Annotated in this window: 19 protein-coding genes; 10 read left to right on the top strand and 9 right to left on the bottom strand. The window is 68.6% G+C overall.

The window, feature by feature from the left end; genetic code table 11:
* Positions 1-9 precede the first annotated feature (9 nt).
* The 8 genes from CQ040_RS12735 to CQ040_RS12700 all read right to left on the bottom strand — a co-directional run bounded on the left by CQ040_RS12735 (position 10) and on the right by CQ040_RS12700 (position 9,648).
* Positions 10-444, bottom strand: a complete 435-nt coding sequence (locus CQ040_RS12735; protein ID WP_105526612.1) for a hypothetical protein — start codon at positions 442-444, stop codon at positions 10-12.
* A gap of 4 nt (positions 445-448) precedes the next feature.
* The gene (locus CQ040_RS12730) at positions 449-847 is read right to left on the bottom strand and encodes a hypothetical protein (protein WP_146113879.1); all 399 of its coding nucleotides are present in this window, start codon (positions 845-847) and stop codon (positions 449-451) included.
* A 242-nt stretch (positions 848-1,089) separates the two neighbouring features.
* Complete coding sequence (locus CQ040_RS12725) at positions 1,090-2,907, bottom strand: iron ABC transporter permease (protein ID WP_181156738.1); 1,818 nt, start codon at positions 2,905-2,907, stop codon at positions 1,090-1,092.
* Positions 2,908-2,954: 47 nt separating this feature from the next.
* Positions 2,955-4,115 carry an ABC transporter substrate-binding protein gene (locus CQ040_RS12720; protein WP_105526609.1) on the bottom strand — a complete coding sequence of 387 codons (1,161 nt, stop codon included), beginning with the start codon at positions 4,113-4,115 and terminating at the stop codon, positions 2,955-2,957.
* Between the two features lie 58 nt (positions 4,116-4,173).
* Entirely contained in the window at positions 4,174-5,298 is a 1,125-nt protein-coding gene (locus CQ040_RS12715; RefSeq protein ID WP_105526608.1) for an ABC transporter ATP-binding protein, read from the bottom strand.
* A 56-nt stretch (positions 5,299-5,354) separates the two neighbouring features.
* Positions 5,355-6,845, bottom strand: a complete 1,491-nt coding sequence (locus tag CQ040_RS12710; RefSeq protein ID WP_105526607.1) for a DHA2 family efflux MFS transporter permease subunit — start codon at positions 6,843-6,845, stop codon at positions 5,355-5,357.
* Between the two features lie 96 nt (positions 6,846-6,941).
* Positions 6,942-8,555: an LVIVD repeat-containing protein gene (locus tag CQ040_RS12705; protein WP_105526606.1), complete on the bottom strand. Its 1,614-nt coding sequence runs from the start codon at positions 8,553-8,555 to the stop codon at positions 6,942-6,944.
* Between the two features lie 124 nt (positions 8,556-8,679).
* A complete protein-coding gene (locus tag CQ040_RS12700; protein WP_105526605.1) occupies positions 8,680-9,648 on the bottom strand; it encodes a LysR substrate-binding domain-containing protein in 969 nt (322 codons plus the stop codon).
* 83 nt (positions 9,649-9,731) lie between these two features.
* Here CQ040_RS12700 and CQ040_RS12695 point away from each other — a divergent pair, with 83 nt between their 5' ends.
* Genes CQ040_RS12695 through kynU form a run of 9 tightly spaced genes read left to right on the top strand, consistent with a single transcriptional unit; the run spans position 9,732 to position 18,166 of the window.
* Positions 9,732-11,240, top strand: coding sequence for a 2-hydroxymuconic semialdehyde dehydrogenase (locus CQ040_RS12695; protein WP_219844700.1), 1,509 nt, complete (start codon positions 9,732-9,734; stop codon positions 11,238-11,240).
* Complete coding sequence (locus tag CQ040_RS12690) at positions 11,237-12,067, top strand: 2-keto-4-pentenoate hydratase (protein WP_181156736.1); 831 nt, start codon at positions 11,237-11,239, stop codon at positions 12,065-12,067. Before CQ040_RS12695 ends, CQ040_RS12690 begins: the two co-directional genes overlap by 4 nt.
* Positions 12,064-13,002, top strand: coding sequence for an acetaldehyde dehydrogenase (acetylating) (locus tag CQ040_RS12685; RefSeq protein ID WP_105526604.1), 939 nt, complete (start codon positions 12,064-12,066; stop codon positions 13,000-13,002). Before CQ040_RS12690 ends, CQ040_RS12685 begins: the two co-directional genes overlap by 4 nt.
* Positions 12,999-14,036 (top strand): 4-hydroxy-2-oxovalerate aldolase, encoded by a 1,038-nt coding sequence (dmpG, locus tag CQ040_RS12680; RefSeq protein ID WP_105526603.1) that lies wholly within the window; start codon positions 12,999-13,001, stop codon positions 14,034-14,036. Before CQ040_RS12685 ends, dmpG begins: the two co-directional genes overlap by 4 nt.
* Positions 14,033-14,854 carry a 2-keto-4-pentenoate hydratase gene (locus CQ040_RS12675; RefSeq protein WP_105526602.1) on the top strand — a complete coding sequence of 274 codons (822 nt, stop codon included), beginning with the start codon at positions 14,033-14,035 and terminating at the stop codon, positions 14,852-14,854. The genes dmpG and CQ040_RS12675 overlap by 4 nt, the downstream gene beginning before the upstream one ends.
* Positions 14,851-15,330 (top strand): RidA family protein, encoded by a 480-nt coding sequence (locus CQ040_RS12670; RefSeq protein WP_105526601.1) that lies wholly within the window; start codon positions 14,851-14,853, stop codon positions 15,328-15,330. The genes CQ040_RS12675 and CQ040_RS12670 overlap by 4 nt, the downstream gene beginning before the upstream one ends.
* A complete protein-coding gene (locus CQ040_RS12665; protein WP_105526600.1) occupies positions 15,327-15,863 on the top strand; it encodes a 3-hydroxyanthranilate 3,4-dioxygenase in 537 nt (178 codons plus the stop codon). The genes CQ040_RS12670 and CQ040_RS12665 overlap by 4 nt, the downstream gene beginning before the upstream one ends.
* 6 nt (positions 15,864-15,869) lie before the next feature.
* Positions 15,870-16,862: an amidohydrolase family protein gene (locus CQ040_RS12660; protein WP_105526599.1), complete on the top strand. Its 993-nt coding sequence runs from the start codon at positions 15,870-15,872 to the stop codon at positions 16,860-16,862.
* Positions 16,863-16,891: 29 nt separating this feature from the next.
* Positions 16,892-18,166: a kynureninase gene (gene kynU, locus CQ040_RS12655; RefSeq protein ID WP_105526598.1), complete on the top strand. Its 1,275-nt coding sequence runs from the start codon at positions 16,892-16,894 to the stop codon at positions 18,164-18,166.
* 98 nt (positions 18,167-18,264) lie between these two features.
* On the opposite strand, the gene CQ040_RS12650 is transcribed toward kynU, so the two are convergent.
* Positions 18,265-18,996 carry a GntR family transcriptional regulator gene (locus tag CQ040_RS12650; RefSeq protein ID WP_105526597.1) on the bottom strand — a complete coding sequence of 244 codons (732 nt, stop codon included), beginning with the start codon at positions 18,994-18,996 and terminating at the stop codon, positions 18,265-18,267.
* A 314-nt stretch (positions 18,997-19,310) separates the two neighbouring features.
* Between CQ040_RS12650 and CQ040_RS12645 the strand changes: the two genes are divergently transcribed.
* A complete protein-coding gene (locus CQ040_RS12645) occupies positions 19,311-23,000 on the top strand; it encodes an efflux RND transporter permease subunit (RefSeq protein ID WP_105526596.1) in 3,690 nt (1,229 codons plus the stop codon).
* Positions 23,001-23,014: the final 14 nt, after the last annotated feature.

Raw genomic sequence — 23,014 nt, 5'->3', positions numbered from 1 at the left:
AGCGGGGGGCTAGCCGTTGGCGTAGATGGCGATCGTGGCCCAACCCAGGCCGAGGAAGAGGAGCGCGGAGTGGGTGAGAACCTGTTGCATCGCGGTGACCCGTCGGCGGAACACCCAGGTCAAGACCAGCGCGAGGAGCCCGAGTCCGGTGGCGAGGAACGCGATCGGGACCCGAGACTCACCGGTCTGGGTGGTGATCGTGCCTCCGTCCGTGGCGGCGTAGGTGCACTGTCGACCCGGGGGGAGGAAGGTGATGTCGGCTTCGTAGGCGGAGGAGTCTTCTGTCCCCACAGCCCCTGGGGGCACGTTCCCGAAGCACTGGCCTTCGATCTCTCGGCCGTCGGCGTACTGACCGATGAACACGAACCAGATCAGCGCCGCGCCCAGCGCGCTCAGGAGGACGAACCACCATCCCAGATTGCGCCGGCGGTCTGCATTCGTCATCGAGTCACGATCTCGTCCGCGCTCTCTCGACGCGGACGAGGCGGGTCGCGGAAACGGCATACGCGCCGGCTATGGCCAGCGCCAGAAGCGCGCCGAGAACGACGGCGGCCGGGAACGGAGCGGTCCCCGCTCGAAAGAGGCCGGTGACGGCCTGAATCGCGAAGAGGACGGAGAGGACCGCACTGGAGAGAGCCGTCGTCGTCATCCGCCACCACGGCCGGGGCTCCGGCCCCTCGCCGGGACCACGGAACGCACGCGCGGTGAAGACCACCAGGGCGATGACCACCAGCAGCGACCAGACATACCCGATCAGGAGGTTCATCGCGCCGAGGGCGATCCCGATCATCGGAAGGATGATCACCGCTCCGACGACGATCCCCGCCTTGGCCGAAGGTGCTCGCACGCGCATTCTGCCCTCTCCCCCACACGAATCCTGCACACGACGAAGAGACGTCATGCCATCAGGACACTAGACGTTTCTGAGCGCCGTGTCTGTCGACTGTTCGGGGGACACCGCCGCAGTCGGGCGTTCTCGTCGAGTGCACGGCATCCTGCCGAGTGCACGGCATCCTCGCATCGATAAGCCGTGCACTCGACGCGAAGCCGTGCACTCGCGGCCCGGGGGGGCGGGGCGCGCGCCGCCGCTCAGCGCTTCTGGCGCTGCACGGCCAGGGTCACCGTCGCGGAGTCGGCCGCCGGGACAGGAGGCGCGGCGAGGGTGGGGAGCCCCGCGGCGACGGGCTTGCGGGCCCGACCGATCGCGCGCCGGGAGAGCGCCCACTGCAGGCCGTAGCCGATCGCGAACACCATCAACGTGAAGATCAGCGCCATCGCGGCCCCCTGGTCCGGCGCGTACAACTGCGCGGACCGCGGGTTGATCATGGCGTAGATGTACATCGACAGTGGACGCGACGACGGGGTCGCGAGGAACGCCGGGAGGGTGAACTCGTTGGTGCCGAGGATGAACATCTGGATCCACACCGCCATCACGGTGGGCATCAGCAGCGGCGCGATGATGCGGCGGAACCCCTCGAACCGACTCGCTCCGCTGGTGAGCGCCGCCTCCTCCAGCTCGGGACGGATCTGCAGCGTCGCGCTGTACGACGAGCGGTAGGCGATCGACACCCGGTACGAGTAAGCGATCACGAGAGCGAGCAGCGTACCCGCGATCGGGATGTACGGGTTGATCACCATGAAGGTGAGGAACATCGCGAAGCCGGCGATGGTCGCGGGGATCGCGACCGACGACGAGGCGAACAGGTCCATGGCCTTCACCCACCACGTCTTCTTGCTGCGGGCGATGCCGTAGGCGAGCACCGTGGCGAAGACCACCGCGATCGTGGCGCTGCCGCCCGCGATGATGACCGTGCGCCCGAGCGACACCCAGAACTCCGGGTCGGCGAGCACCGTGCCGAACGCTCCGAAGTCGGTGCTGCCGAGCATCGCGTCGATCGAGAATGCCACAGGGTACGGGGTGATCGCCGCCCACAGCAGCGCCAGAAGAGGAAGGATGCCGGTGAGCAGGATGAACACGGCGACCAGCAGCATGACCGGGATCTTCCACGGCCCCATCCGCATGGTCGACGGCCGGAAGCCCTTGCCCGACACCGAGGCTCTTCGCTCGGCGTTGCGCGTGGCCCGCAGATAGATCGCGAAGGCGATGGTCGTGATCACGAGGAACACCAGGCCCCACGCGGCGGCCAGACCGTACTGGGGCAGCTCGCCCGCGTTGGAGCTGATGAGCGTCCAGAGCTTGAGGGCGAAGATGTCGCGCCCCGACTCCTGACCGAACAGCAGCGGGACCTCGAGACTGCCGAGACCGAGGATGAAGGTGAGCACGGTCACTCCGAGGAGGCCGGGCCAGAGCATCGGCAGCGTCACCCGACGCAGCGTCTGCGGCCACGAGGCTCCGGACACCCGTGCGGACTCCTCCAGAGAGCCATCCATGTTCGTCAGGATGGGCACGATCATCAGATACGGGAACGTGACGTTGGTCAGCGCCTGGATGAAGATCATGGTCGGGAAGGCGTACGGATCGATCGGCACGTCGCTCGCGAACGGCAGCAGTCGCAGCATCTGGTTGAGCACGCCAGACTCCGGCGACAGCATCAGCAGGTAGGCCTGGGCCTTCACGATCGGCGGGATGATGTACGGCACGATCACCAGCACCGAGATGAGGCGACGCCACGGTGCATCCGTGCGCACCGTGACCCAGGCGAGGCCGAACGCCATCAGGAGCGTGAGCAGCGTGGAGCCGCCGACGAAGGCGCCGGTCGCGCCGAGCACTCCCCAGAAGTCTTCACGCAGCTGCCACAGGGTGACGAAGTTCTCGACACCCCACTTCGCCGATGAGACGCCGAAGGGCAGAAACGGACCACGGAACGCGGTGATCACCTGGACGATCAGCGGTACCGCGAGAAGGATGAAGATGACCGCGCCCGAGACGATCATCGCGATCGTCATCGTGGTGGGACGCTTTCGCCCCGTGGTCCGTCCTGCCTTGAACATCGTTATCCGTTCAGCGCCTTGTCGGCGGCGTTGATCATGGCCTGCCAGTCGTCACGAGTGGCCTGCGTCTCGGTCTCGGCCCCGTTGTCGAGGCCGAGCAGCAGTGCGTCGGAGTTCGTCTTCATGAGCCCGGTGGACTCGGCGAACGTCGCGGCCGGAAGACCTGCGAACGGCACCTGGGTGCTGGCGAAGCGCTCGTCGGTCATGCGGAGCTTGATCCAGTCGGGGTCGAACGCGTTCCACAGGGTCCACAGCGCCGCACCCGGCTTGTTCTTGGCGTCGGAGTTCACTCCGGAGAACTGCGCCCAGACCCCCGCGTGCTCGAACGGCGAGACCTGCAGCGCCGGGTTCGGGTTGAACAGCGTCTGGTTGAGCGCGATCGGCACGTCACCGCTGGAGAGCGGAGCGCCCTGGTCTTCCAGCAGCTTCAGGTTGCCCGACGACATCAGCTCGTCGATCAGCGAGACCATCTTGTCTTCACCCTCGGCCATGCCGTATCCGGCGAAGACCACCGCGTTGTAGCCGGCGACCGACACCTTGTCCTTGTACTCGGGGGCGAGCAGACCGTCGAGCGTCTCCGGCACCGACTCGACCTTGTCGGTGTTGTACTGGATGAGCGTGCCGTTGATGCTGTCGGGCATGAGCTCGGGGGCGCCGATGGTCAGGAACTCCTTCGGAACGCCGAAGCTCTCCCAGTCGACCTTCTCCCAGAAGCCCTCGTCGTACATGGCGGCCATCGAGGTGATGGAGCCGGACACCACATCGGTGTTGCGCGAACCCGTGGCCTTGGCCGAGATGATCGCCGACGACAGGTTGTAGGTGAGGCCCCTGGTCTCGACCTTGATGTCGGGGAAGCGCTTGTTGAACTGCTCGATCACATCGGGCGACAGTTCGTACCAGTCCCAGATGACGAGCGTGCCGCCATCGGCCTTCTTCGCCTCTTCGTAGAGGGTGTCGAGCTGCTTGTCGATCTCGGGCCAGTAGTCGTCGTAGAAGTTCTCGCAGCGCGTGATCGCTCCGATCTCCGCGGCGTCGCAGGTGGCCGAGGCGGCGTCGCCCTTGAGCGCGCTGCCACCGCCGGCGGCCTCGGTCGACGTGTTGCATCCGGTCAGGGCGAGTGCGAAGACCGCCGTGATGGCGACTGCTCCCAGTGTTCTCTTCATGATCTGAATGTCCTCTCTGACATCAGGTGTGTGATTGCGGGTGTGGTGCGTGATTTCGTCAGGCGCCCAGCACGCGGCAGGCGTGCGGGACCAGTTCGAGGAAGACCCTGCCGCCCTCGGGGGGTGTCGCCTGCGGTGCTCCGCGTCCGACGATCGTGGCGACCGGCTCGCCGTCGGTGAGCACCTCGGCCTCGTACTCGACGATCTCGCCGAGGAACTCCACCCGCACGATGCGCACGGGAAGCACGTTCGGGCGGTCGACCGCGGTCTCGTGCCAACGCACGGTCTCGGGGCGGAAGGTCAACGTGACCTGATCGCCCGCCGAGACGTCGTCGGGCACGGGCGTCTGCAACCGCGTGCCGAGCGCCTCGACCACCGCGTCGCCGGCGCCATCGCGGTCGATCACCACGGCGGGGATCATGTTCGCGCGGCCCACGAAGTTCGCCACGAACCGGTCTGCGGGCTGGTCGTAGAGTTCGCGGGGCGTGGCCTCCTGCACGATCCGCCCCTCGTTCATCACGGCCACCCGGTCCGACATCGACAGCGCCTCGGACTGATCGTGCGTGACGTACAGGGCGCTGATGCCCAGGGTGCGCTGCAGACTCCGCAGCTCGTTGCGCATGGTGTCGCGCAGCTTGGCGTCGAGGTTCGACAGCGGCTCGTCGAGGAGCAGCAGTCGCGGACGATGAGCGAGCGCACGGGCGAGAGCGAGTCGCTGCTGCTGTCCACCCGACAGCGCGGTGGCCGGACGCTGCGCGAGGTGGTCGAGCTGCACGAGCTCGAGCGCCTCCATCGCCCGCTTGCGCGCCTCCTGCTTCGGAAGCTTCGAACCCGCGACCTGCAGCGGGAAGATCGCGTTGGCGAAGACCGTCATGTGCGGCCAGATCGCGTAGTTCTGGAACACCATGCCGATGTCGCGCTTGTCCGGCGATACGTGCTCGGTGCCCGTCGACAGAACGCCGCCGTCGAGCGAGATGACACCGCCGTTGCTCCGCTCGAGGCCGGCGACACAGCGCAGCGTGGTCGTCTTGCCGCATCCCGACGGACCCAGCAGCGAGTAGAACGTTCCCGGCTCGATCGTGAAGGTGACGTCTTTGACGACGGGAACGGCCGCGCCATCCAGCTCGTAGTCCTTCTTCAGGCCGTCGACGACGAGTCTTCCGCCTCCGGATCTCTCGTTCATCGGAGCCTTCTCCTGCTTCTTGGTTCTGGATGTTGGATCCACTGCGATTGCCGTCATCATCGTCCCTCTCTCACAACAGAACCCACCGGCTGCGGGGCGGTCGGTGCACCCCAGGGGCGGGGCTTCTCGAAGAACACCACGACGACCGCGCACACCGCGAAGGCGATGGCCGAAAGCAGAAGCGACTGCGACATGGCCGCGGCCAGCCCGATGCCGTCGTTCTCCGACAGCTCGCTGCCCGGGTGGATCGCCCCTGGCACGAATCCGGCGATGTGCGCGGCGAGCGTCACATTCATCAGCACGGCCAGCAGCGCCGATCCGATCACCGATCCCATCTGCCTGGTCGTGGAGTACACACCCGATCCCGCTCCCGCCTGCGTGTGCGGGAGATTGCGCGTGGCGGTCGACGCGAGCGGGCCGAACATGCCGGACACCCCGACTCCCAGCAGCGCCGAGGGGAACAGCAGGAGCCAGAACGGGGCATCGAGCGTCATCGTCGTCGCGTACCAGGCCATGGCCACTGCCGAGATGACGAAGGCGGCGAACGTCACCCAGCGCGGACCGATCCGGTCGCTCAGCTTGCCGACGAAGGGCCCGAGCACACCAGAGACGACCGCCATCGGCGCGAGCATCAGAGCGGCGAGCGTCGGGTCGAGGCCACGGGCGACCTGGAAGTAGAAGGCGAGCGGCACCGGCATCGCGGTGATGCCGACTCCGACGAGGAAGATCGTGGCGTTCGCGACCGAGAAGTTGCGGTCGCGGAACAGGCTGAGGGGCATGAGGGGCTCTGCGCGGTTGAATCGCTGCCAGACGACGAAGAGCACCAGCAGCACGACGCCTGTGACGATGACGCCCCACACCGTGACCGGACCGAACATCACCCCCCAGTCGTAGACCTCGCCCTCCTGGATGCCGAACACCAGCAGGAACAGGCCGAGCCCCGACAGGGCGACGCCGATCCAGTCGAACCGGTGCGGATGCCCCTCCAGGTTCGGCACCAGACGCCAGGCGACGACGAAGGCCACGATCCCGACCGGCACGTTGACGAAGAAGATCCACTCCCAGCCCACGGTGTCGGTGAGCACGCCGCCGAGGATCGGACCGACGAGCGTCGCCAACCCGCCGACTGCTCCCCACGCGCCCATGGCCTGACCGCGACCGCGAGGCGGGAAGACCCGCGCGATGATCGCCATGGTCTGCGGCGTCATCAGAGCGGCACCGAAACCCTGCACGGCTCGGGCCGCGATGAGCATCTCGATGCTGCCGGCCAGGCCGCACGCGAGCGAGGCGAGGGTGAAGACCACGAGACCCACGAGGTAGACCCGCTTGGGACCGAACCTGTCGCCGAGTCTGCCCGTCACCAGCAGCGGAACCGCGTAGGCGAGCAGGTAGGCGCTGGTGACCCAGATCACCGTGGTCAGGTCGGCGTCGAATGCCGCGAGGATGACCGGGTTGGCGATCGCCACGATCGTCGTGTCGACGAGGATCATGAAGAAGCCGATGCACAGCGCCCACAGGGCTGGCCAGGGCCTGACTGTCTGAGTCATGGATCGCTTTCGGGAGAGATCGTCATGGGTCGGGAGCCGGTGTCCGTCCACTCAGCCCCTTGTCGGAGGACGGACACCGGAGTTTCGGGGAAGCGGTCAGCCTTCGGCGGCGGGGATGCCGACGACGGGTTCTCCCAGCAGCGGAGTGGAGACCGCGTAGATGCCGTGGTTGGCGAAGAGCCAGATCACGTTGCGGTCCCACTCGACCAAGATGCCGTGCACGGGGGCGGCGAGGTCGTCGTCGTCCTTGAGGCCGATCGGCGGAACGAAATACGCACCGACCTTGGGGTTCTCCGGATCGCGAACGTCGAAGATCTGCAGACCAGCGGCGTAGAACGCGTAGGGGATGACTCCGCCGTGCGGCGTACCCGTGTTGGTGAAGTAGCCCGAGCGCTTGGGCCCGAACGATCCGCGGCGCTGCGCCCAGTCGGTGAACGCGGCCTCTGCCGGCGGCGTCGGGCGGGGGAGCGTCCGCACGACCCGCGGGTTCGTCGGGTCGCTCACGTCGATCTGGTAGATCTCCTTGGCCGGCTCGTAGCAGTCGGTGTTCATCGGGTAGCCCGAGACGTAGACGTATCCCGTCTCCTCCACCTGAGTGGTGTCGACGTTGTCGCCCTCGGTGCCGGCGACGCTGACCGGGAGGTGGCACCAGCCGACGTGGTTGATGTTCGTGGGGTCGGACACGTCGAGCACGAAGAAGCCCTGACCGCCCTGGGCGGCGTAGCCGTACTTCCACCCTGACTCGACCGAGCGCGGCATGAAGATGCCCATGCGCGAGCCGAACCACGAGGTCTTGTTGTTCCAGCGCTCATTGTCGGCGAGGTACTCGGAGTCCGCCTCCTCGCCGGCGCGGGATCCGGGCACCCACCAGTTCGAGAGCAGCTCGGGCTTCGCAGGGTCCGACACGTCATAGGCCGCGTGACCCGCCGTCCACAGCGTGGTCTTGTACGGCTGGTTGGTGAAGGTGTTGTCGGGCGCGGTCGCCACGAACAGGTACTTGTCGCCGTAGTAGACCGGCAGGTCGAGCACGCCGTTGCCCTCCTGGATCTCGTCCGGTCCGTGGTTCGGGTCGGTCGAGACCTCGGTGAGGAGCGTCCAGTCGCGGGGGCTGGGGCCGTTCATCTCCCAGGTGCGGAAGCCGCGCAGGCCCTCCCACTCCTTCAGCTGCCCCTCGACGGTGTCGTCGATCCACTTGTTGGCGACGCGTCCCTTGAGGAAGTACCGCGGGGTCTCGCTCGCCTGGATGGCGATGTGCTTGCCGAGCTTCTGGTTCCACTGCACCGTCGTCGCGCCGAACTGCGGGCGGGGGTCATCCCAGCCCCACTGCTCCTCGTCGACGATGGTGAGGTCGCGCGGGTCGGTGATGTCGTAGAGCTTCCAGTGGTTGCCGCCGCCGTAGTGCAGCATGAGGCGGCGGCCGTCCCAGTCGTAGATGCACTGCCATGAGTGGCTCGTGTTCACCACGATCGGGTAGAACGCCTCGGCCTTCGCGTTGAGCGCGTAGGTCTCGGGGTCGCGGTAGTCGAGCTGCCCCGGCCAGTCGACGAAGACGTCGCGCGGCACGGACGGCGTGTGCTCCGGCGGCAGGAACGTGCCGTCGGGCTGCATGCCCCAGCTGGAGGGATCGGGATCGGCCGGTTCACCGGCGACGCGCACGAAGTCTTCCGGGCGGTACTTCTTCGCATCGGGCACGTAGGGAGAGCCGGCCATGTCGCCTCCATTGGCTGAATCGGGTGAGATCGTCACGACGTCGTGTCGTTCTCATCAGGTTCACCCTGTGGGAGCGATGCTGTCCAATATCCATACGGGTCAGAGCTATGACCATCCGGGCATATCAGCCGGCGAAGCGCGGCTCCGTCTGCGCGTACTCGCGCTCGAGCTCCGCCAGGCGTGCGCCCTCTTCGCGCAGATGAGCCAGCAGCGCGGATGCTGCCGGCGACGGCGCCCGGTCCTTGGGCACCGTGACGCCGACCGAACGACGGATGGAGCTGAGCGGCGTGGGCAGGATCCGCAGCTCGCGGTCGTCGACGGCGATGAACATCGGGAGCGCCGCGATCACATCGGTCGAGATGAGCAGGGTGCGCAGCGTCAGCATCGAGGTGCACTCGACGCGGTCGGGCGGGAGCGGCAGTCCCTCGTGGAAGAAGACCGCTTCGAGCTCGGCCCGCAGCGCCGTCTGCGCGACCGGGAAGATCCACGGGTAGCTGATCAGCTCGGCGAGGGAGTTCGCCTTGACCCCGCCGAGCACCGGATGCCCGGCGCGCGCAACCAGACGGATCGGCTCGAGATGCAGTCGCTCCTGCTCGAGTCGCACCGGCGCCGTGGGCGAGAGCCGCCCGACCGTGAGGTCGAGGTCGCCCGCGAGCAGCAGCTGTTGCAGGGTGTCGGGGGTGCCCTCGCGGACGACGACGGTGAGCCGTGGATGCTCGGCCTTCAGCGCGGCGATGGCCCGTGGCAGCAGCAGGTTGGAGCCTGCGAGGTGCGTGCCGACCGTGACGGTGCCGAGCTGCCCCGACTGCAGCAGCCGCACCTCCTCCCCCGCGGCACGAAGCTCGGCGAGCACGGAACGTGCGCGCTCGATGAACGAGTACCCGTACTGCGTGGGCCTGACCCCGCGCGGCAGCCGCTCGAACAGCGGCACGCCCAAGACGTCTTCGACCGCGCGGAGGCCGCGGGTGACGACGGGTTGGGTGATGTGCAGCGACTCGGCGGCGCGCACCAGGGTGCCTTCATCGGCGATGGCGGTGACGAGGACGAGGTGGCGGATCTTGACCCGTCCGTCGAGCAGTCGATCGGTGACCATGTTCCGGACTATAGCCGTATGGGCATGGCAGTGCATCAAGAGAGTATTTGTCGGCATCCCTCGAACCTTCTTAGCCTGAGCCCATGCCTTCCGAGACGATGACGCCTCCCCTCCGTGCCCCTGAGCCGGAGCGGGCGCCCCACGCGATCCACAACATGATCGCCGGCGAGCGCGTGGAGGGCATCGCCACCTTCCAGAAGATCAGCCCGGTCGACGGGTCGATCATCGCCGAGGTGCACGAAGCCGGCACCGAGCAGGTCGACCGCGCCGTGGCCGCTGCCCGCGCGGCGTTCGACGGGCCGTGGGGACGGATGACGGTCGCCGAGCGTGCCCGTCTGCTGCGCGGGGTCGCCGACGCGATCGACCGCCGTTCCGACGAGCTCGTCGCGGCCGAGGTGGGCGACACCGGCAAGCCCGAGGCCCTCGCCCGCGACCTCGATGTGGCCCGGGCCGCCGCGAACTTCCGCTCCTTCGCCGACACGGTCTCCACGGCCGGACTCGACTCGTTCCTCACCGAGCTGCCCGACGGCCGCCGCGCCCTGAACTACGCCGTGCGCAAGCCGCTCGGGGTCGTCGCCGTGATCGTGCCGTGGAACCTGCCGCTGCTGCTGCTCACGTGGAAGCTCGCTCCAGCCCTCGCCACCGGCAACACCGTCGTGATCAAGCCCTCGGAGGAGACGCCGTCGTCGGCCACGCTGCTCGCCGAGATCCTCGCCGAGGCGGGCGTCCCCGCCGGCGTCGTCAACGTCGTGCACGGTTTCGGCGCCGACTCCGCGGGCGAGGCACTCACGAAGCACCCGGGCATCGACGGGGTCACCTTCACCGGCGAATCCTCGACCGGGTCCGCGATCATGCGGGCGGTCGCCCCGCGCGTGCGCCCGGTCTCGTTCGAGCTCGGCGGCAAGAACGCCGCGCTCGTGTTCGCGGATGCCGACCTCGACGCCGCCATCGCAGGTCTCGCCCGCTCCACGTATCTCAACACCGGCCAGGTGTGCCTGTGCACCGAGCGCATCTACGTCGAGCGCGCAATCTTCGACGATGTCGCAGCCGGCCTCGCCGAGCACGCCGCCCGTCTGCGTCTGGGCCGCCCGGAAGACCCGGCCACGACCACCGGTCCCCTCATCTCGCAGGCGCACCGCGAGAAGGTCCGCTCCTACTTCGACCTCGCCGTCGCGGAGGGTGCGACCGTGCTCGCCGGCGGTGGCATCCCCACCCTCGGCGACGGACTCGACGGCGGATCCTGGATCGAGCCGACCCTGTGGACGGGCCTCGACAACAGCCACCGCACCGTGCGCGAAGAGGTGTTCGGTCCGGTCGCAGCGCTCATCCCCTTCGACACAGAGGAGGAGGCGATCCGACTGGCGAACGACACCGACTACGGGCTCGCCGCCGTCACCTGGACCACCGACCTCACCCGCGGACACCGCGTGGCACAGCAGATGCGCACCGGCATGTCGTGGGTCAACACCTGGTATCTGCGCGACCTGCGGAGTCCCTTCGGCGGCGTCGGCCTCTCGGGTATCGGTCGCGAGGGCGGGCATCACTCGCTCGAGTTCTACACCGAGCCGACGAACGTGTGCGTGCAGCTGTGACCGGCATCCACGATTCCGACGCCGTGCGCCTGGCGGACGAGCGGCTTCGGCTCGCAGCCGAGTCGGGGCGCCCGTGTGCGCCGGTGCGCGACCTGCTCGGCGAGACGGATCAGGATGCCGCGTACGCCGTGCAGTCGCTCGGCATCGCCCGGCGCCTGGACGAGGGACGACGGGTGGTCGGCCGCAAGATCGGCCTCACCTCCCCCGCCGTGCAGACGCAGCTCGGCGTCGACAGCCCCGACTACGGCGTGCTGCTCGACGACATGATGTTCGCCGACCGTGAGCCGATCGACCTCGCTCGCTTCCTGCAGCCGCGCGCCGAGGCCGAGGTCGCCTTCGTGCTCGGCAGCGACCTCGACTCCCCCACCACGCACGTCGCCGATGTGATCCGGGCCACCGAGTTCGTGCTGCCCGCGATCGAGGTCGTCGACTCCCGCGTGGCCGGGTGGGACATCCGCATCACCGACACCATCGCCGACAACGCCTCCAGCGGGGCGGTCGTGCTCGGCACCACGCCTCGACGCCTCGACGGGTTCGACCTGACCGCACTCGGCATGACCCTCGACCGCGAGGGCCGTCCGGTCTCGACCGGATCAGGCGCTGCGTGTCTCGGCAGCCCGGTGATCGCGGTGGCGTGGCTGGCACGCGAGGTCGCCCGACGCGGGCAGCCGCTGCGCGCGGGCGAGGTGATCCTCTCCGGAGCGCTCGGCCCGATGGTCGACGCGACCGCCGGGGTATACCGCGCCCGCCTCGACGGACTCGGCGAGGTGCGTGCCGACTTCTTCGGCACGGCATCCGGCACATCAACGGAAGGGGCTGCGGCATGACCGTCGGCATCGCCATCATCGGCTCGGGCAACATCGGCACCGACCTGCTCATCAAGGTGAAGCGGCTTTCCACCACACTGCACGTGGTCGCGATGGCCGGCATCGACGAGCAGTCCGACGGGCTCGCCCGCGCGCGACGACTCGGTGTCGCCACGACCCACGAAGGCGTGGACGGCCTGATCGCGATGCCCGAGTTCGCCGATGTGGAGCTCGTGTTCGATGCGACCTCGGCCGGAGCCCATGCCCGCAACGACGCGCTCGTGCGCAACGCCGGACGCCTCATGGTCGATCTGACCCCCGCGGCGATCGGCCCCTACGTCGTGCCGGTCGTGAACCTCGAAGCGCACCTCGGTGCGACCAACGTGAACATGGTGACGTGCGGCGGTCAGGCCACGGTACCGATGGTCGCCGCGGTGTCGCGCGTCGCCCCGGTGGCCTACGCCGAGATCGTCGCCTCGATCGCCTCGAAGTCCGCAGGTCCCGGCACCAGAGCCAACATCGACGAGTTCACCGAGACCACCGCCCGCGCGCTGGAGGTGATCGGCGGTGCCGAGCACGGCAAGGCGATCATCGTGCTCAACCCGGCCGACCCGCCGCTCATCATGCGCGACACCGTGTTCTGCCTCGTCGAGGGTGACCACGACGCACTGGATCGCGATGCCGTCAGCGCCTCGGTCGCCGACATGGTCGCCGAGGTGCAGGCCTACGTCGGCGGCTACCGCCTCAAGCAGCAGGTGCAGTTCGACGCGGTCGACGAGGCCTTCGTGCCTGCTCTCGACCGCCCGTTCCGCGGCACACGCGTGACCGTCCTGCTGGAGGTGGCGGGTGCGGGCCACTATCTTCCGGAGTACGCGGGCAATCTCGACATCATGACCTCGGCCGCCCTGCGCACGGCCGAGAGACTCGTCGCTGAACGGACAGGGGTTCCCGCATGACCACTGCATCTCCGCGCGTGTACGTGCAGGATGTCACCCTCCGCGACGGCATGCACGCCATCGGCCACGGCTACACGACCGATCAGGTCCGCGACATCGCGCGTGCTCTCGAGGCCGCGGGCGTGGATGCCATCGAGGTCGCGCACGGCGACGGGCTCGGCGGTTCGAGCGTGGCCTACGGACAGGGCGCGCACACCGACTGGCAGTGGATCGAGGCGGCGGCCGAGGTGCTCGACCGTGCCGTCCTGACCACCCTGATCCTGCCCGGCATCGGCACGATCGACGACCTCGCCAGGGCCTGTGACCTCGGTGTCGCGAGCGTGCGGGTCGCGACGCACTGCACCGAGGCCGACGTGGCGATCCAGCACATCACCTGGGCGCGCGAGCACGGCATGGACGTCTCGGGCTTCCTAATGATGAGCCACCTCAACGATCCGCGCGGTCTCGCGGAGCAGGCGAAGATCATGGAGGCGGCCGGAGCGCACTGCGTGTACGTCACCGACTCGGGCGGACGCCTCACGATGCGCGACGTCGCCGACCGCGTCGACGCCTATCGCGACGTGCTCGACCCCGGCACGCAGATCGGCATCCACGCCCACGAGAACCTCTCGCTGAGCGTGGCCAACAGCGTCACGGCCGTCGAGCACGGCGTGTACCGGGTCGACGCCTCGCTCGCAGGGCAGGGCGCGGGGGCGGGCAACTGCCCGATCGAGGCGTTCATCGCGGTGGCCGATCTGCTCGGCTGGGAGCACGGCTGCGACCTGTTCGCGTTGCAGGATGCGGCGGAGGAGCTGGTGCGTCCGTTGCAGCGCCGCCCGGTCCGCGTCGACCGCGAGACTCTCACGCTCGGCTACGCGGGGGTGTACTCGAGCTTCCTGCTGCACGCCGAGCGCGCGGCGGAGAAGCACGGCCTCGATGCCCGTGACATCCTCGTGGAGTTGGGACGCCGCCGCATGGTGGGCGGCCAGGAGGACATGATCGTCGACGTCGCCCTCGACCTCGTCGCCGCCCGCTCGATCGAGGTGACCGCATGACCGCCGATGCCGTGTTCGCCGCCGCGCTCGACACCGCGCAGCGCACCGCGACCGCCATCAGCCAGCTCTCCTCCACGGAGGAGGTCGATCTCGACACCGCGTACGCCACACAGCATGCGCTGATCGCCCGCCGAGTCGCCCGCGGCGAGCGCATCACGGGCCTCAAGCTCGGCTTCACGAGTCAGGCGAAGGCGCAGCAGATGGGCGTGCACGATGTGATCATCGGCACCCTGACCGATGCCATGCGCCTCGACGACGGTGCGGTGTTCGACCGGCGATCGGCCATCCACCCGCGCATCGAGCCCGAGGTCGCGTACCTCCTGGCATCCGACATCGACGGCACGGATATCAACGGCGCCGGAGCCGATCGCCCGCTGTCTGAGCTCGTCGCCGCGGTCGCTCCTGCGCTGGAGATCATCGACTCGCGGTACCGCGACTTCCGCTTCAGCCTCTCCGATGTCGTGGCCGACAACACCTCGGCAGCCGGCTACGTGATCGGCCCATGGACACCGTTCGACCGGGCCGGTGCCCTCGACAACAGGGCCGTCCGGCTCGAGGTCGACGGCAGGGTCACGGCCACCGGCTCCACCGCCGCGATCCTCGGCGACCCCGGTCGTGCCATCGCCGCAGCCGTGCGGCTCGCCGCCCGCCACGGGTTCACCCTCCGCGCCGGCACGGTGCTGCTCGCCGGGGCCGCGACCGCCGCCGTCCCACTGCCCGACAACGGAGTGGTCGAGGCGACGATCACCGGGCTCGGAAGCGTCAGTGTCCGCACGCGCAACGGAGCCGACAGTCTCGTCCAGGAGGAGGCACGATGACCGAATCTCGCGGCATCCTCGTCGAGGGCAAGGCCACGCCCCGCGGCCGCTTCCCGCACGCCAAGGTCTCCGGCGACCTGGTCTTCGTCTCCGGCACGTCGAGCAGGCGCCCCGACAACACGATCGCCGGGGCCGAGGTCGATGAGTTCGGTGCGACGAGGCTCGATGTCGCGGTGCAGACCCGCGCGGTCATCGAGAACATCCGCGAAGTGCTGGCCGCCGCCGGCTGCGGCCTCGACGACCTGGTGCAGGCGACGAGCTTCCTCGTCGACATGAACGACTTCGCCGCGTACAACGCCGTCTGGGCCGAGTACTTCGACGAGCAGGGGCCGGCCCGCACCACGGTCGCCGTGCATGCCCTGCCGCATCCGCACCTGCGCATCGAGATCCAGGCGATTGCGCGCCGTCCAGAATCCACCACCGACCGCACCACCACCGACCACAACACCGCTGCCACTCTCGAGGAGGAGAAATGAGCACCATCGCACCCGTCATCCCACCCGTGATCGATTTCCCCGCATGGATCAAGGAGAACGAGCATCTCCTGAAGCCACCGGTCAACAACAAGGCCGCCTGGACGCCCATGGGCGACTTCATCGTGCAGGTCGTCGGCGGCCCGAACCAGCGCACCGACTTCCACTTCGACCCGTATGAGGAGTGGTTCTACCAGTACCGCGGCAACATGCACGTGAACATCCAGACGCCCGACGGCCTGCAGCGCATCGACATCCGCGAGGGCGAGATGTGGCTGCTGCCCGGCAACGTGTTCCACTCCCCGCAGCGCCCGGAAGAGGGCTCCATCGGCATCGTGATCGAGCGCATCCGCGAAGAGGGCACGCTCGAGAAGTTCGCCTGGTTCTGCCCGAACTGCAATGCCAAGGTGCACGAGGTCGAGCTGCAGGTGCGCGATATCGTCGAGGATCTGCCGCCGGTGTTCCGCGACTTCTACGAGAGCGAAGAGGGGCGCACCTGCCCCGAGTGCGGTGCCGTCCACCCCGGCAAGGGCTGAAACCCCTTGGGCACGATCGACGTCCACACGCACTTCGTGCCGAGCGCCTGGCCTGACCTGTCGACACAGGTCGGGCCGGGTCTCTGGCCGACCCTGCGCGTGGACTCCGAGCGCGAGGCGATGATCATGCTCGGCGACACCGAGTTCCGGCGGGTCGGCGACGACTGCTGGGACGCTTCCGTGCGCCTGGCCGACATGGATGCCGACGGTGTCGAGATGCAGGTCGTCTCCCCCACCCCGCTGTTCTTCTCCTACGACAAGTCGGGCGCCGAGGCCGTCAAGGTCGCCCGCATCTTCAACGACCTCGCGCTGGAGATCTGCGCCCCGGCACCCGATCGGCTGATTCCGTTCGCGCAGGTGCCGTTGCAGGATCCGGATGCCGCGTGCGCCGAGGCCGACCGCGCGATCGCCTCCGGTCACGCCGGCGTCGAGATCGGCAACCATGTCGGCGACCGCGACCTCGACGACGAAGGCATGGTGATGTTCCTGCAGCACTGCGCCGACAGCGGCATCCCGGTGTTCGTGCATCCGTGGGACATGCCCGGCTCACCCCGTCTCGACCGGTGGATGGCGCGCTGGCTCACCGGCATGCCCGCCGAGACGCACCTGTCGATCATCGCCATGATCCTGGGCGGAGTGTTCGACCGGGTACCGCCGACTCTTCGCCTGGCGTTCGCGCACGGGGGCGGATCGTTCGCGTTCTGGCTGGGCCGGTTCGAGAACGCCTGGCAGCAGCGGCCCGACCTCATCGGGGTCAGCGAGCGCCCGCCGTCGGCCTACCTCGACCGCTTCAGCGTCGACAGCGTGGTGTTCGACCCCGTGGCCCTGCGCGTGCTGGTCGAGACTCTGGGCGCCTCTCAGGTGATGGTCGGCAGCGACTACCCCTACCCCCTGGGCGAGCGCCCCGTCGGCAGCGTCGTCGACCGGGCCGACTTCCTCGATGACGCGCAGAAGAGCGCCATCCGCCGCGACAACGCCCTGCGATTCCTGGGGCGCTGACCCCGCACGACCTCGAACGGACCTGCCTCATGAGCACCACCTCCACCCGCCCCGTCATCGACCGCGCGACCTGCACGGCCCTCGACGACGCCGACCCGCTGGCCTCGATGCGCGATCGCTTCGTGCTGCCCGACGGCGTGATCTACCTCGACGGCAACTCGCTCGGTGTGCTGCCGAAGCACACCGCAGCCCACCTGCAGCGTGTGATCACCGAGGAGTGGGGCACCGGCCTCATCCGCAGCTGGAACGACGCCGGATGGTTCGCCAAGCCGCGCACGATCGGCGACCGCATCGCACCCCTGATCGGGGCTGACGCCGGCGAGGTCGTGCTCGGCGATTCGACATCGGCGAGCCTGTTCCAGGCCGCGGTCGCGGCGGTCCGGCTTCGTCCGGGACGACGCGTGATCGTCGCGGAGCGCGGCAACTTCCCCACCGACCTCTACATGTTGGAGGCCGTGCAGGAGCTGCTCGGTGGCGGAACCCCGTTGGAGCGCCGGCTGATCTCCGACGACGGCCCCACCCTCGACGACGTGCTCGACGATCACGTCGCGGTGGTCGTGCTCACCCAGGTCGACTACCGCACCGGACGGATGCACGACATGGCCGAGGTCACACGCAAGGTGCATGCCGCCGGTGCCCTCGTGGTCTGGGATCTGTGCCACAGCGTCGGCGCGGTGCCGATCGACCTGAACGGAGCGGAGGCCGACTTCGCGGTCGGCTGCACCTACAAGTACCTCAACGGCGGCCCCGGCTCGCCGTCGTTCATCTGGGCCGCCGCCCGGCACCACGAGGCTGCCCGTCCGGCGCTGACCGGCTGGCACGGCCACGCGAAGCCGTTCGACTTCACGGTCGAGTACGCCCCCGCCGCGGGGATCGAGCGCTTCCGGGTCGGCACGCCACAGCTGCTGTCGGTCGCCGGACTCGAGGCGAGCCTCGACATCTGGGACGACGTCGACCTGGAGCTGCTCCGCGAGAAGAGCCTGCGGCTGACCGAGCTGTTCATGTCCCTCGTCGACACCCGCCTCACACCGCGCTGGGGCATCGAGCCGGTCACCCCTCGGGAGTCCGCCCGCCGCGGCAGCCAGGTCTCGCTCCGCCACGAAGACGGCTACGCGGTCATGCAGGCCCTGATCGAGCGCGGGGTGATCGGCGACTTCCGAGCGCCCGACCTCATCCGCTTCGGCTTCACGCCGCTCTACACCTCCTACACCGACGTGTGGGATGCTCTCGATGCGCTGGAGGACGTGCTGCACAGCGAGATCTGGCGCGAGCCGCGGTTCGCGCGTCGCGGCACCGTCACTTGAAGCACCGTCACCTGAAGCACCGTCACCTGAAGCACCGTCACAGAGGGGGACCGGCGAAATGATCGCCGGTCCCCCTCTCGTGCACACAGTGCTGCGCGTCAGGCTCCGTCGCCCGCGGCCTCGATCGCTGCAGCCTCGAGCAGTGCGATGACCCCGTCGCGCACGTGATTCAGGTGCGACTCGAGCACGCGCAGAGCCTCGTCCGCATCTCCGGCCGCCACGACATCGATCAGCTCGCCGTGCGAGTGGTCGTGCGCGCCAGGAGACACCAGCCGCCAGCCGAGCACGTAGCGCCCCAGCTTGAGTCGCAGCTGCTCGATCATCTCCCACATCACCGGACGGGACTGTGCGTCATACAGCGTCGCGTAGAACTCGGTGCGGGCCTCGACGAACTCGCCGCCCTCGGAGATGTCGTCCGCCGTCTGGGCGAGTTCGCGGAGACGAGCGACCCGTTCGGGCGTGATCTCCTCCATCGCCAGGCGCAGTGCATCCTTCTCGAGCAGCGTCCGCAGGTGATAGACCTCCGTGGCTTCCTCGATCGACAGCGCGCGCACCATCGCCCCGCGACGGGCATGGAAGATCACGAGCCCGTCGGCCTCCAACTGGATCAGCGCGGAGCGGATCGGCAGGCGCGAGATCCCGATGGATTCGGCCAGCGTCTCCTGCCGCAGCTTCATGCCGGGGGGCAGCGTGCCGTCGAGGATCGCGTCGCGGATGATGTCGTAGGCCATCGCTCCGACCGACCGGTATCCGGCCCCGTGTCGCTGCGCGAGCTTCTGCAGAGCCTCGGCCCGTTCCTTCGGCGACGCGGCGTTCCCTGATTGCACCATGGGAGCGAGAGTATCGGATCATCACCGCGAACTCTGCATTCTGGATCCAAAATCGGACACGCGCCGTCACGGCAGTCACGTCCACCCGCGGGAGGACGAGGATCAACCCGCGGGAGGATGTCCCGGCTCGCGCGACCCGGCAGGCTCGAATTGTCGATCGTGTCGCCGAAGCTCAGTCGCCTCTCGTCGCGCTGAGCCGGAACCACAGGACTCGGCGCGGAACGACGAGAGTCGGGTGACCACAGGCGGCTTCCGCGTCGCGGTGTGCGTCTTCGCCTGCCACCGCGACCCAGCCGAAAGCACCTCACCGCTCCATGTCGTTCCTCACGCGCAGCAGTCTCAAGAACCGTCTCATCCTGTCGCTCGCGACACTGGCCATCGTCGCCCTCGGCCTGATATCGATGGGGTCGCTCAAGCAGGAGCTGATGCCGTCGCTGCAGGCGCCGATGGCGTACATCTCCGCGCAGTCGCAGGGCCTCGCGCCCGAGGAGATGGCGAGCAGCGTGACCGAACCCGTCGAGCAGGCGGTCCGAGCCGTCCCCGGCGTGACGAGCGTGACCTCGACGACGTCCAGCGGTGGTGCGCAGATCCTCGTCGAGTGGTCGTTCGGCGAGAACGACGAGGAGACCCTGCGCACGATCCGCAGTGCGACCGAGTCGTTGAAGCCGAGCTTCCCGTCCGGCACGGAGGTCGTCGTGGCGTCCGGGGGTGCCGGTGATATCCCGGCCATGGTGCTCAGTGCCGGCACCAGCGGCGACCAGGAGGCGTTCGGCGACGCCCTGCAGCAGACCGTCGTCCCCGCGCTGAAGGGCGTCCCGGGGGTTCGCGATGTCACGCTCGCCGGCCAGGAGACCCAGCGCATCACGATCGACCTCCGCCCCGCCGACGTCACGCGCCTGAAGGTCGAGACCTCGACTCTCGGGCCACTCCTCGAGTCCCACGGCGCAGCGCTCCCCGCCGGGCAGGCGGACTCCACCGAAGGCCCGCTCTCGATCACCGTGGGGTCGCGGCTCGCCACCCTCGAAGACATCCAGGCTCTCTCCGTGCCCACACCCGACGGCGCCGTCACGGTCGCCGACTTCGCTGACGTCACGATCGAGAAGGTGCCGGCGCAGACCATCTCGCGCGTCAACGGCAACCCCTCCCTCACCCTCCAGGTCATGCCGTCGCAGGGTGCCAACGTGGTCGACATCTCGCACGGAGTGAACGCCGAGCTCGACCGGCTCGCACCGATCCTCAAGGCCGACTTCGTCACGATCTTCGACCAGGCGCCCTACATCGAGCAGTCGATCCACGACCTGTCCGTCGAGGGCGGGCTCGGACTCCTCTTCGCGGTGCTCGTGATCCTCGCGTTCCTGCGTTCGTGGCGCTCGACGGTCATCGCGGCCGTGTCCATCCCCCTGTCGCTGCTGATCACCCTCGTGGGCCTGTGGTGGAGCGGCAACACCCTCAACATCCTCACCCTCGGCGCCCTGACGATCGCCATCGGACGCGTCGTCGACGACTCCATCGTGGTGATCGAGAACATCTCGAGAAGGCGCGGAGACGGCCCGCTCACGGTCGACGGCATCGTCGCGTCCGTGCGCCAGGTGGCCGGTGCCATCACCGCATCGACCCTCACCACGGTCGCCGTCTTCCTGCCGATCGCTTTCGTCTCGGGCATCGCCGGTCAGCTGTTCCGCCCGTTCGCGGTGACCGTGTCGATCGCCCTCCTCGCCTCGCTCGTCGTGTCGCTAACGATCGTGCCCGTGCTGGCCTCGTGGTTCCTCAACAAGGCTCCGAAGCACCGTGCCGCAGACGCCGAGACTGCTCACCCCGCTGACTCGGAAACGTCTCCCGACGCGGCGCCCGCCCTCGAGGCCGAGGGGACGACGGCCGTGCTCGCGACACCTGCCGCAGCTGCCGCCGCCGCACCGGCACCGACTCTCGCGAGCGAGGCGCCGTCCGAGCTCGACGAGATCCACACCGCTCCCGACCGCCTGCAGCGCACGTTCATGCCGGCCCTGAACGCGACCCGTCGGCACCCCGTGATCACCCTGGTCGCCTCCGGGTTGCTGCTCGTCGCGACCCTCGGCATGACGCCGTTCATCCAGACCGACTTCCTCGGCTCGTCAGGCCAGGCGAGTCTGCAGGTCGTGCAGACACCCCCGAAGGAGTCCACAGCCGACCTCGTAGCAGCGGCGGAGCCGGTCGAGAAGACGCTCGGAAAGATCACGGGCATCGCTGACATCACCACCTCGATCCCGATCCCCACACCCGGCACGCCGACCTCCATCACCTATGACCTGCGCTTGAAAGACGGTGCCGAGGTCGCAGAGGTCGAGTCGAAGGTGGAGAAGGCGCTCGACGGGTTGCCGGACAGCGGCGAGATCGAGCTCGCGTCGCAGGACGCCTCGCTCGCCGGGGCCGGCGACGGTATCGACCTGGCGATCCAGGGCAACGATCCCGCAGCTCTGCGCACGGCGAGCGACCTGCTCGAGAAGCAGCTCGCTGATGCCGACGGAGTCCGGTCCGTGAAGAGCGAGCTCGCCGGCGAGCAGCCGGTGCTCCGCGTGAAGGTCGACGAACCGCTGGCCGCGCGCCTCGGGTTCGACCGCGCGATGATCGCGAAGGCCGTGCAGGAGGCACTTGCCGGCACCACTGTCGGCACGCTCATGTTCGAGGGGCAGGAGCGCGACATCGTCGTGCGCACCCCGGGCGCCGAGCGCACCGCCGACAAGATCGGCGAGATCCTGCTCCCGGTCACTCCTCAGCAGACCGCCGAGGCGCAGAAGGCCGCGTCAGACGCACTCAAGGCCAAGGCCGACGCCAAGGCGAACGAGGCGAAGATCAAGGCCGAGAACGAACTCAACTCGCAGATCAACACGGCCACGAAGCAGCGTGCGGAGCTCGCCGGCCAGATCGGCGCCTTGAACAGGCAGCTCGCGGAACTGTCTGCAGCGCCGATCGTCCCCGCTGATCCGCTCGATCCCAACGACGAGGCCGTCCTCAAGGCGCAGACGGAGCGCGCCGAGCAGCTCTCCGCGCTGCAGGGTGCGATCGAGGGCGCGCAGTCCGGCGTCAAGGCAGCGGACGAGCAGATCAAGGCTCTGCGTCAGGGCCGCACCGATGCCGCAGCCCAGCAGGTCGAGGCCGAAGCCGCCGAGGCCGAGGCCAAGGCGGCCACCGAGGTCACCGGAACGGCGATCCCGCTCGCCGCGATCGCAACCGTCGAAGAAGAGCTGACGGCTCCGACCATCACGCGCGCCGAAGGTGAGCGTCAGGTGACTCTGACCGTGACCCCGGAGAAGGGCGGCCTCGCAGCAGCCAGCCGGGCGATCGACAAGGCGATCGCCGAGACCGATCTCCCGGCGGGGGTCACCTTCGAACAGGGCGGTGCGTCAGCACAGCAGGACGAGGCCTTCAGTCAGCTCGGTCTGGCCATGCTCGCCGCCATCGTGCTCGTGCTCCTGGTGATGGTCGCGACGTTCCGCAACTTCCGCGGACCGCTCGTGCTGCTCATCTCGATCCCGTTCGCGGCGACCGGGGCGATTCTCGGGCTCCTGCTCACCGGCACCCCGATGGGCCTGCCGGCCCTGATCGGGCTCCTGATGCTCATCGGCATCGTCGTGACGAATGCCATCGTGCTCATGGACTTCGTGAACCGTCTCCGAGAAGCCGGAGCGAACCTCGATGAGGCCGTGGAGCACGGCACCCGCCTGCGCCTGCGCCCGATCCTGATGACGGCTGCCGCCACCATCTTCGCGCTGGTCCCGATGTCTCTCGGGCTCACGGGCGGCGGGGTGTTCATCTCGAAGCCGCTGGCGATCGTCGTGATCGGCGGGCTCGTGTCGTCGACGCTGCTCACGCTCGTCCTGGTGCCTGTGCTCTACACGCTCGTGGAGCGCAGTCGGGATCGCCGGATCGCCAAGCGCGCCGAACGTCGGGTCCGTCGCGAGGAGCGCCGCGCCGCTTCGTCCGAGGCATCGACCGACATCTTCGAGGTCGCAGCCGACAGGGAGTAGCCCCTAGGTCCGGT

Origin of the sequence: Microbacterium sp. MYb54 (genome assembly GCF_002979515.1) — a bacterium.
Lineage (GTDB): Bacteria > Actinomycetota > Actinomycetes > Actinomycetales > Microbacteriaceae > Microbacterium.
Note: the sequence above shows the minus strand (reverse complement) of the source record. Positions and strands in the feature narration are given on the sequence as shown.

Excerpts from the sequence above, each read along its gene's own strand:
- CQ040_RS12735 (WP_105526612.1), bottom strand. The coding sequence starts at position 444 with ATGACGAATGCAGACCGCCGGCGCAATCTGGGATGGTGGTTCGTCCTC.
- CQ040_RS12725 (WP_181156738.1), bottom strand. The coding sequence starts at position 2,907 with ATGACGATCGCGATGATCGTCTCGGGCGCGGTCATCTTCATCCTTCTC.
- CQ040_RS12720 (WP_105526609.1), bottom strand. The coding sequence starts at position 4,115 with ATGAAGAGAACACTGGGAGCAGTCGCCATCACGGCGGTCTTCGCACTC.
- CQ040_RS12715 (WP_105526608.1), bottom strand. The coding sequence starts at position 5,298 with ATGAACGAGAGATCCGGAGGCGGAAGACTCGTCGTCGACGGCCTGAAG.
- CQ040_RS12710 (WP_105526607.1), bottom strand. The coding sequence starts at position 6,845 with ATGACTCAGACAGTCAGGCCCTGGCCAGCCCTGTGGGCGCTGTGCATC.
- CQ040_RS12705 (WP_105526606.1), bottom strand. The coding sequence starts at position 8,555 with ATGGCCGGCTCTCCCTACGTGCCCGATGCGAAGAAGTACCGCCCGGAA.
- CQ040_RS12700 (WP_105526605.1), bottom strand. The coding sequence starts at position 9,648 with ATGGTCACCGATCGACTGCTCGACGGACGGGTCAAGATCCGCCACCTC.
- CQ040_RS12695 (WP_219844700.1), top strand. The coding sequence starts at position 9,732 with ATGCCTTCCGAGACGATGACGCCTCCCCTCCGTGCCCCTGAGCCGGAG.
- CQ040_RS12685 (WP_105526604.1), top strand. The coding sequence starts at position 12,064 with ATGACCGTCGGCATCGCCATCATCGGCTCGGGCAACATCGGCACCGAC.
- dmpG (WP_105526603.1), top strand. The coding sequence starts at position 12,999 with ATGACCACTGCATCTCCGCGCGTGTACGTGCAGGATGTCACCCTCCGC.
- CQ040_RS12675 (WP_105526602.1), top strand. The coding sequence starts at position 14,033 with ATGACCGCCGATGCCGTGTTCGCCGCCGCGCTCGACACCGCGCAGCGC.
- CQ040_RS12670 (WP_105526601.1), top strand. The coding sequence starts at position 14,851 with ATGACCGAATCTCGCGGCATCCTCGTCGAGGGCAAGGCCACGCCCCGC.
- CQ040_RS12665 (WP_105526600.1), top strand. The coding sequence starts at position 15,327 with ATGAGCACCATCGCACCCGTCATCCCACCCGTGATCGATTTCCCCGCA.
- kynU (WP_105526598.1), top strand. The coding sequence starts at position 16,892 with ATGAGCACCACCTCCACCCGCCCCGTCATCGACCGCGCGACCTGCACG.
- CQ040_RS12650 (WP_105526597.1), bottom strand. The coding sequence starts at position 18,996 with ATGGTGCAATCAGGGAACGCCGCGTCGCCGAAGGAACGGGCCGAGGCT.
- CQ040_RS12645 (WP_105526596.1), top strand. The coding sequence starts at position 19,311 with ATGTCGTTCCTCACGCGCAGCAGTCTCAAGAACCGTCTCATCCTGTCG.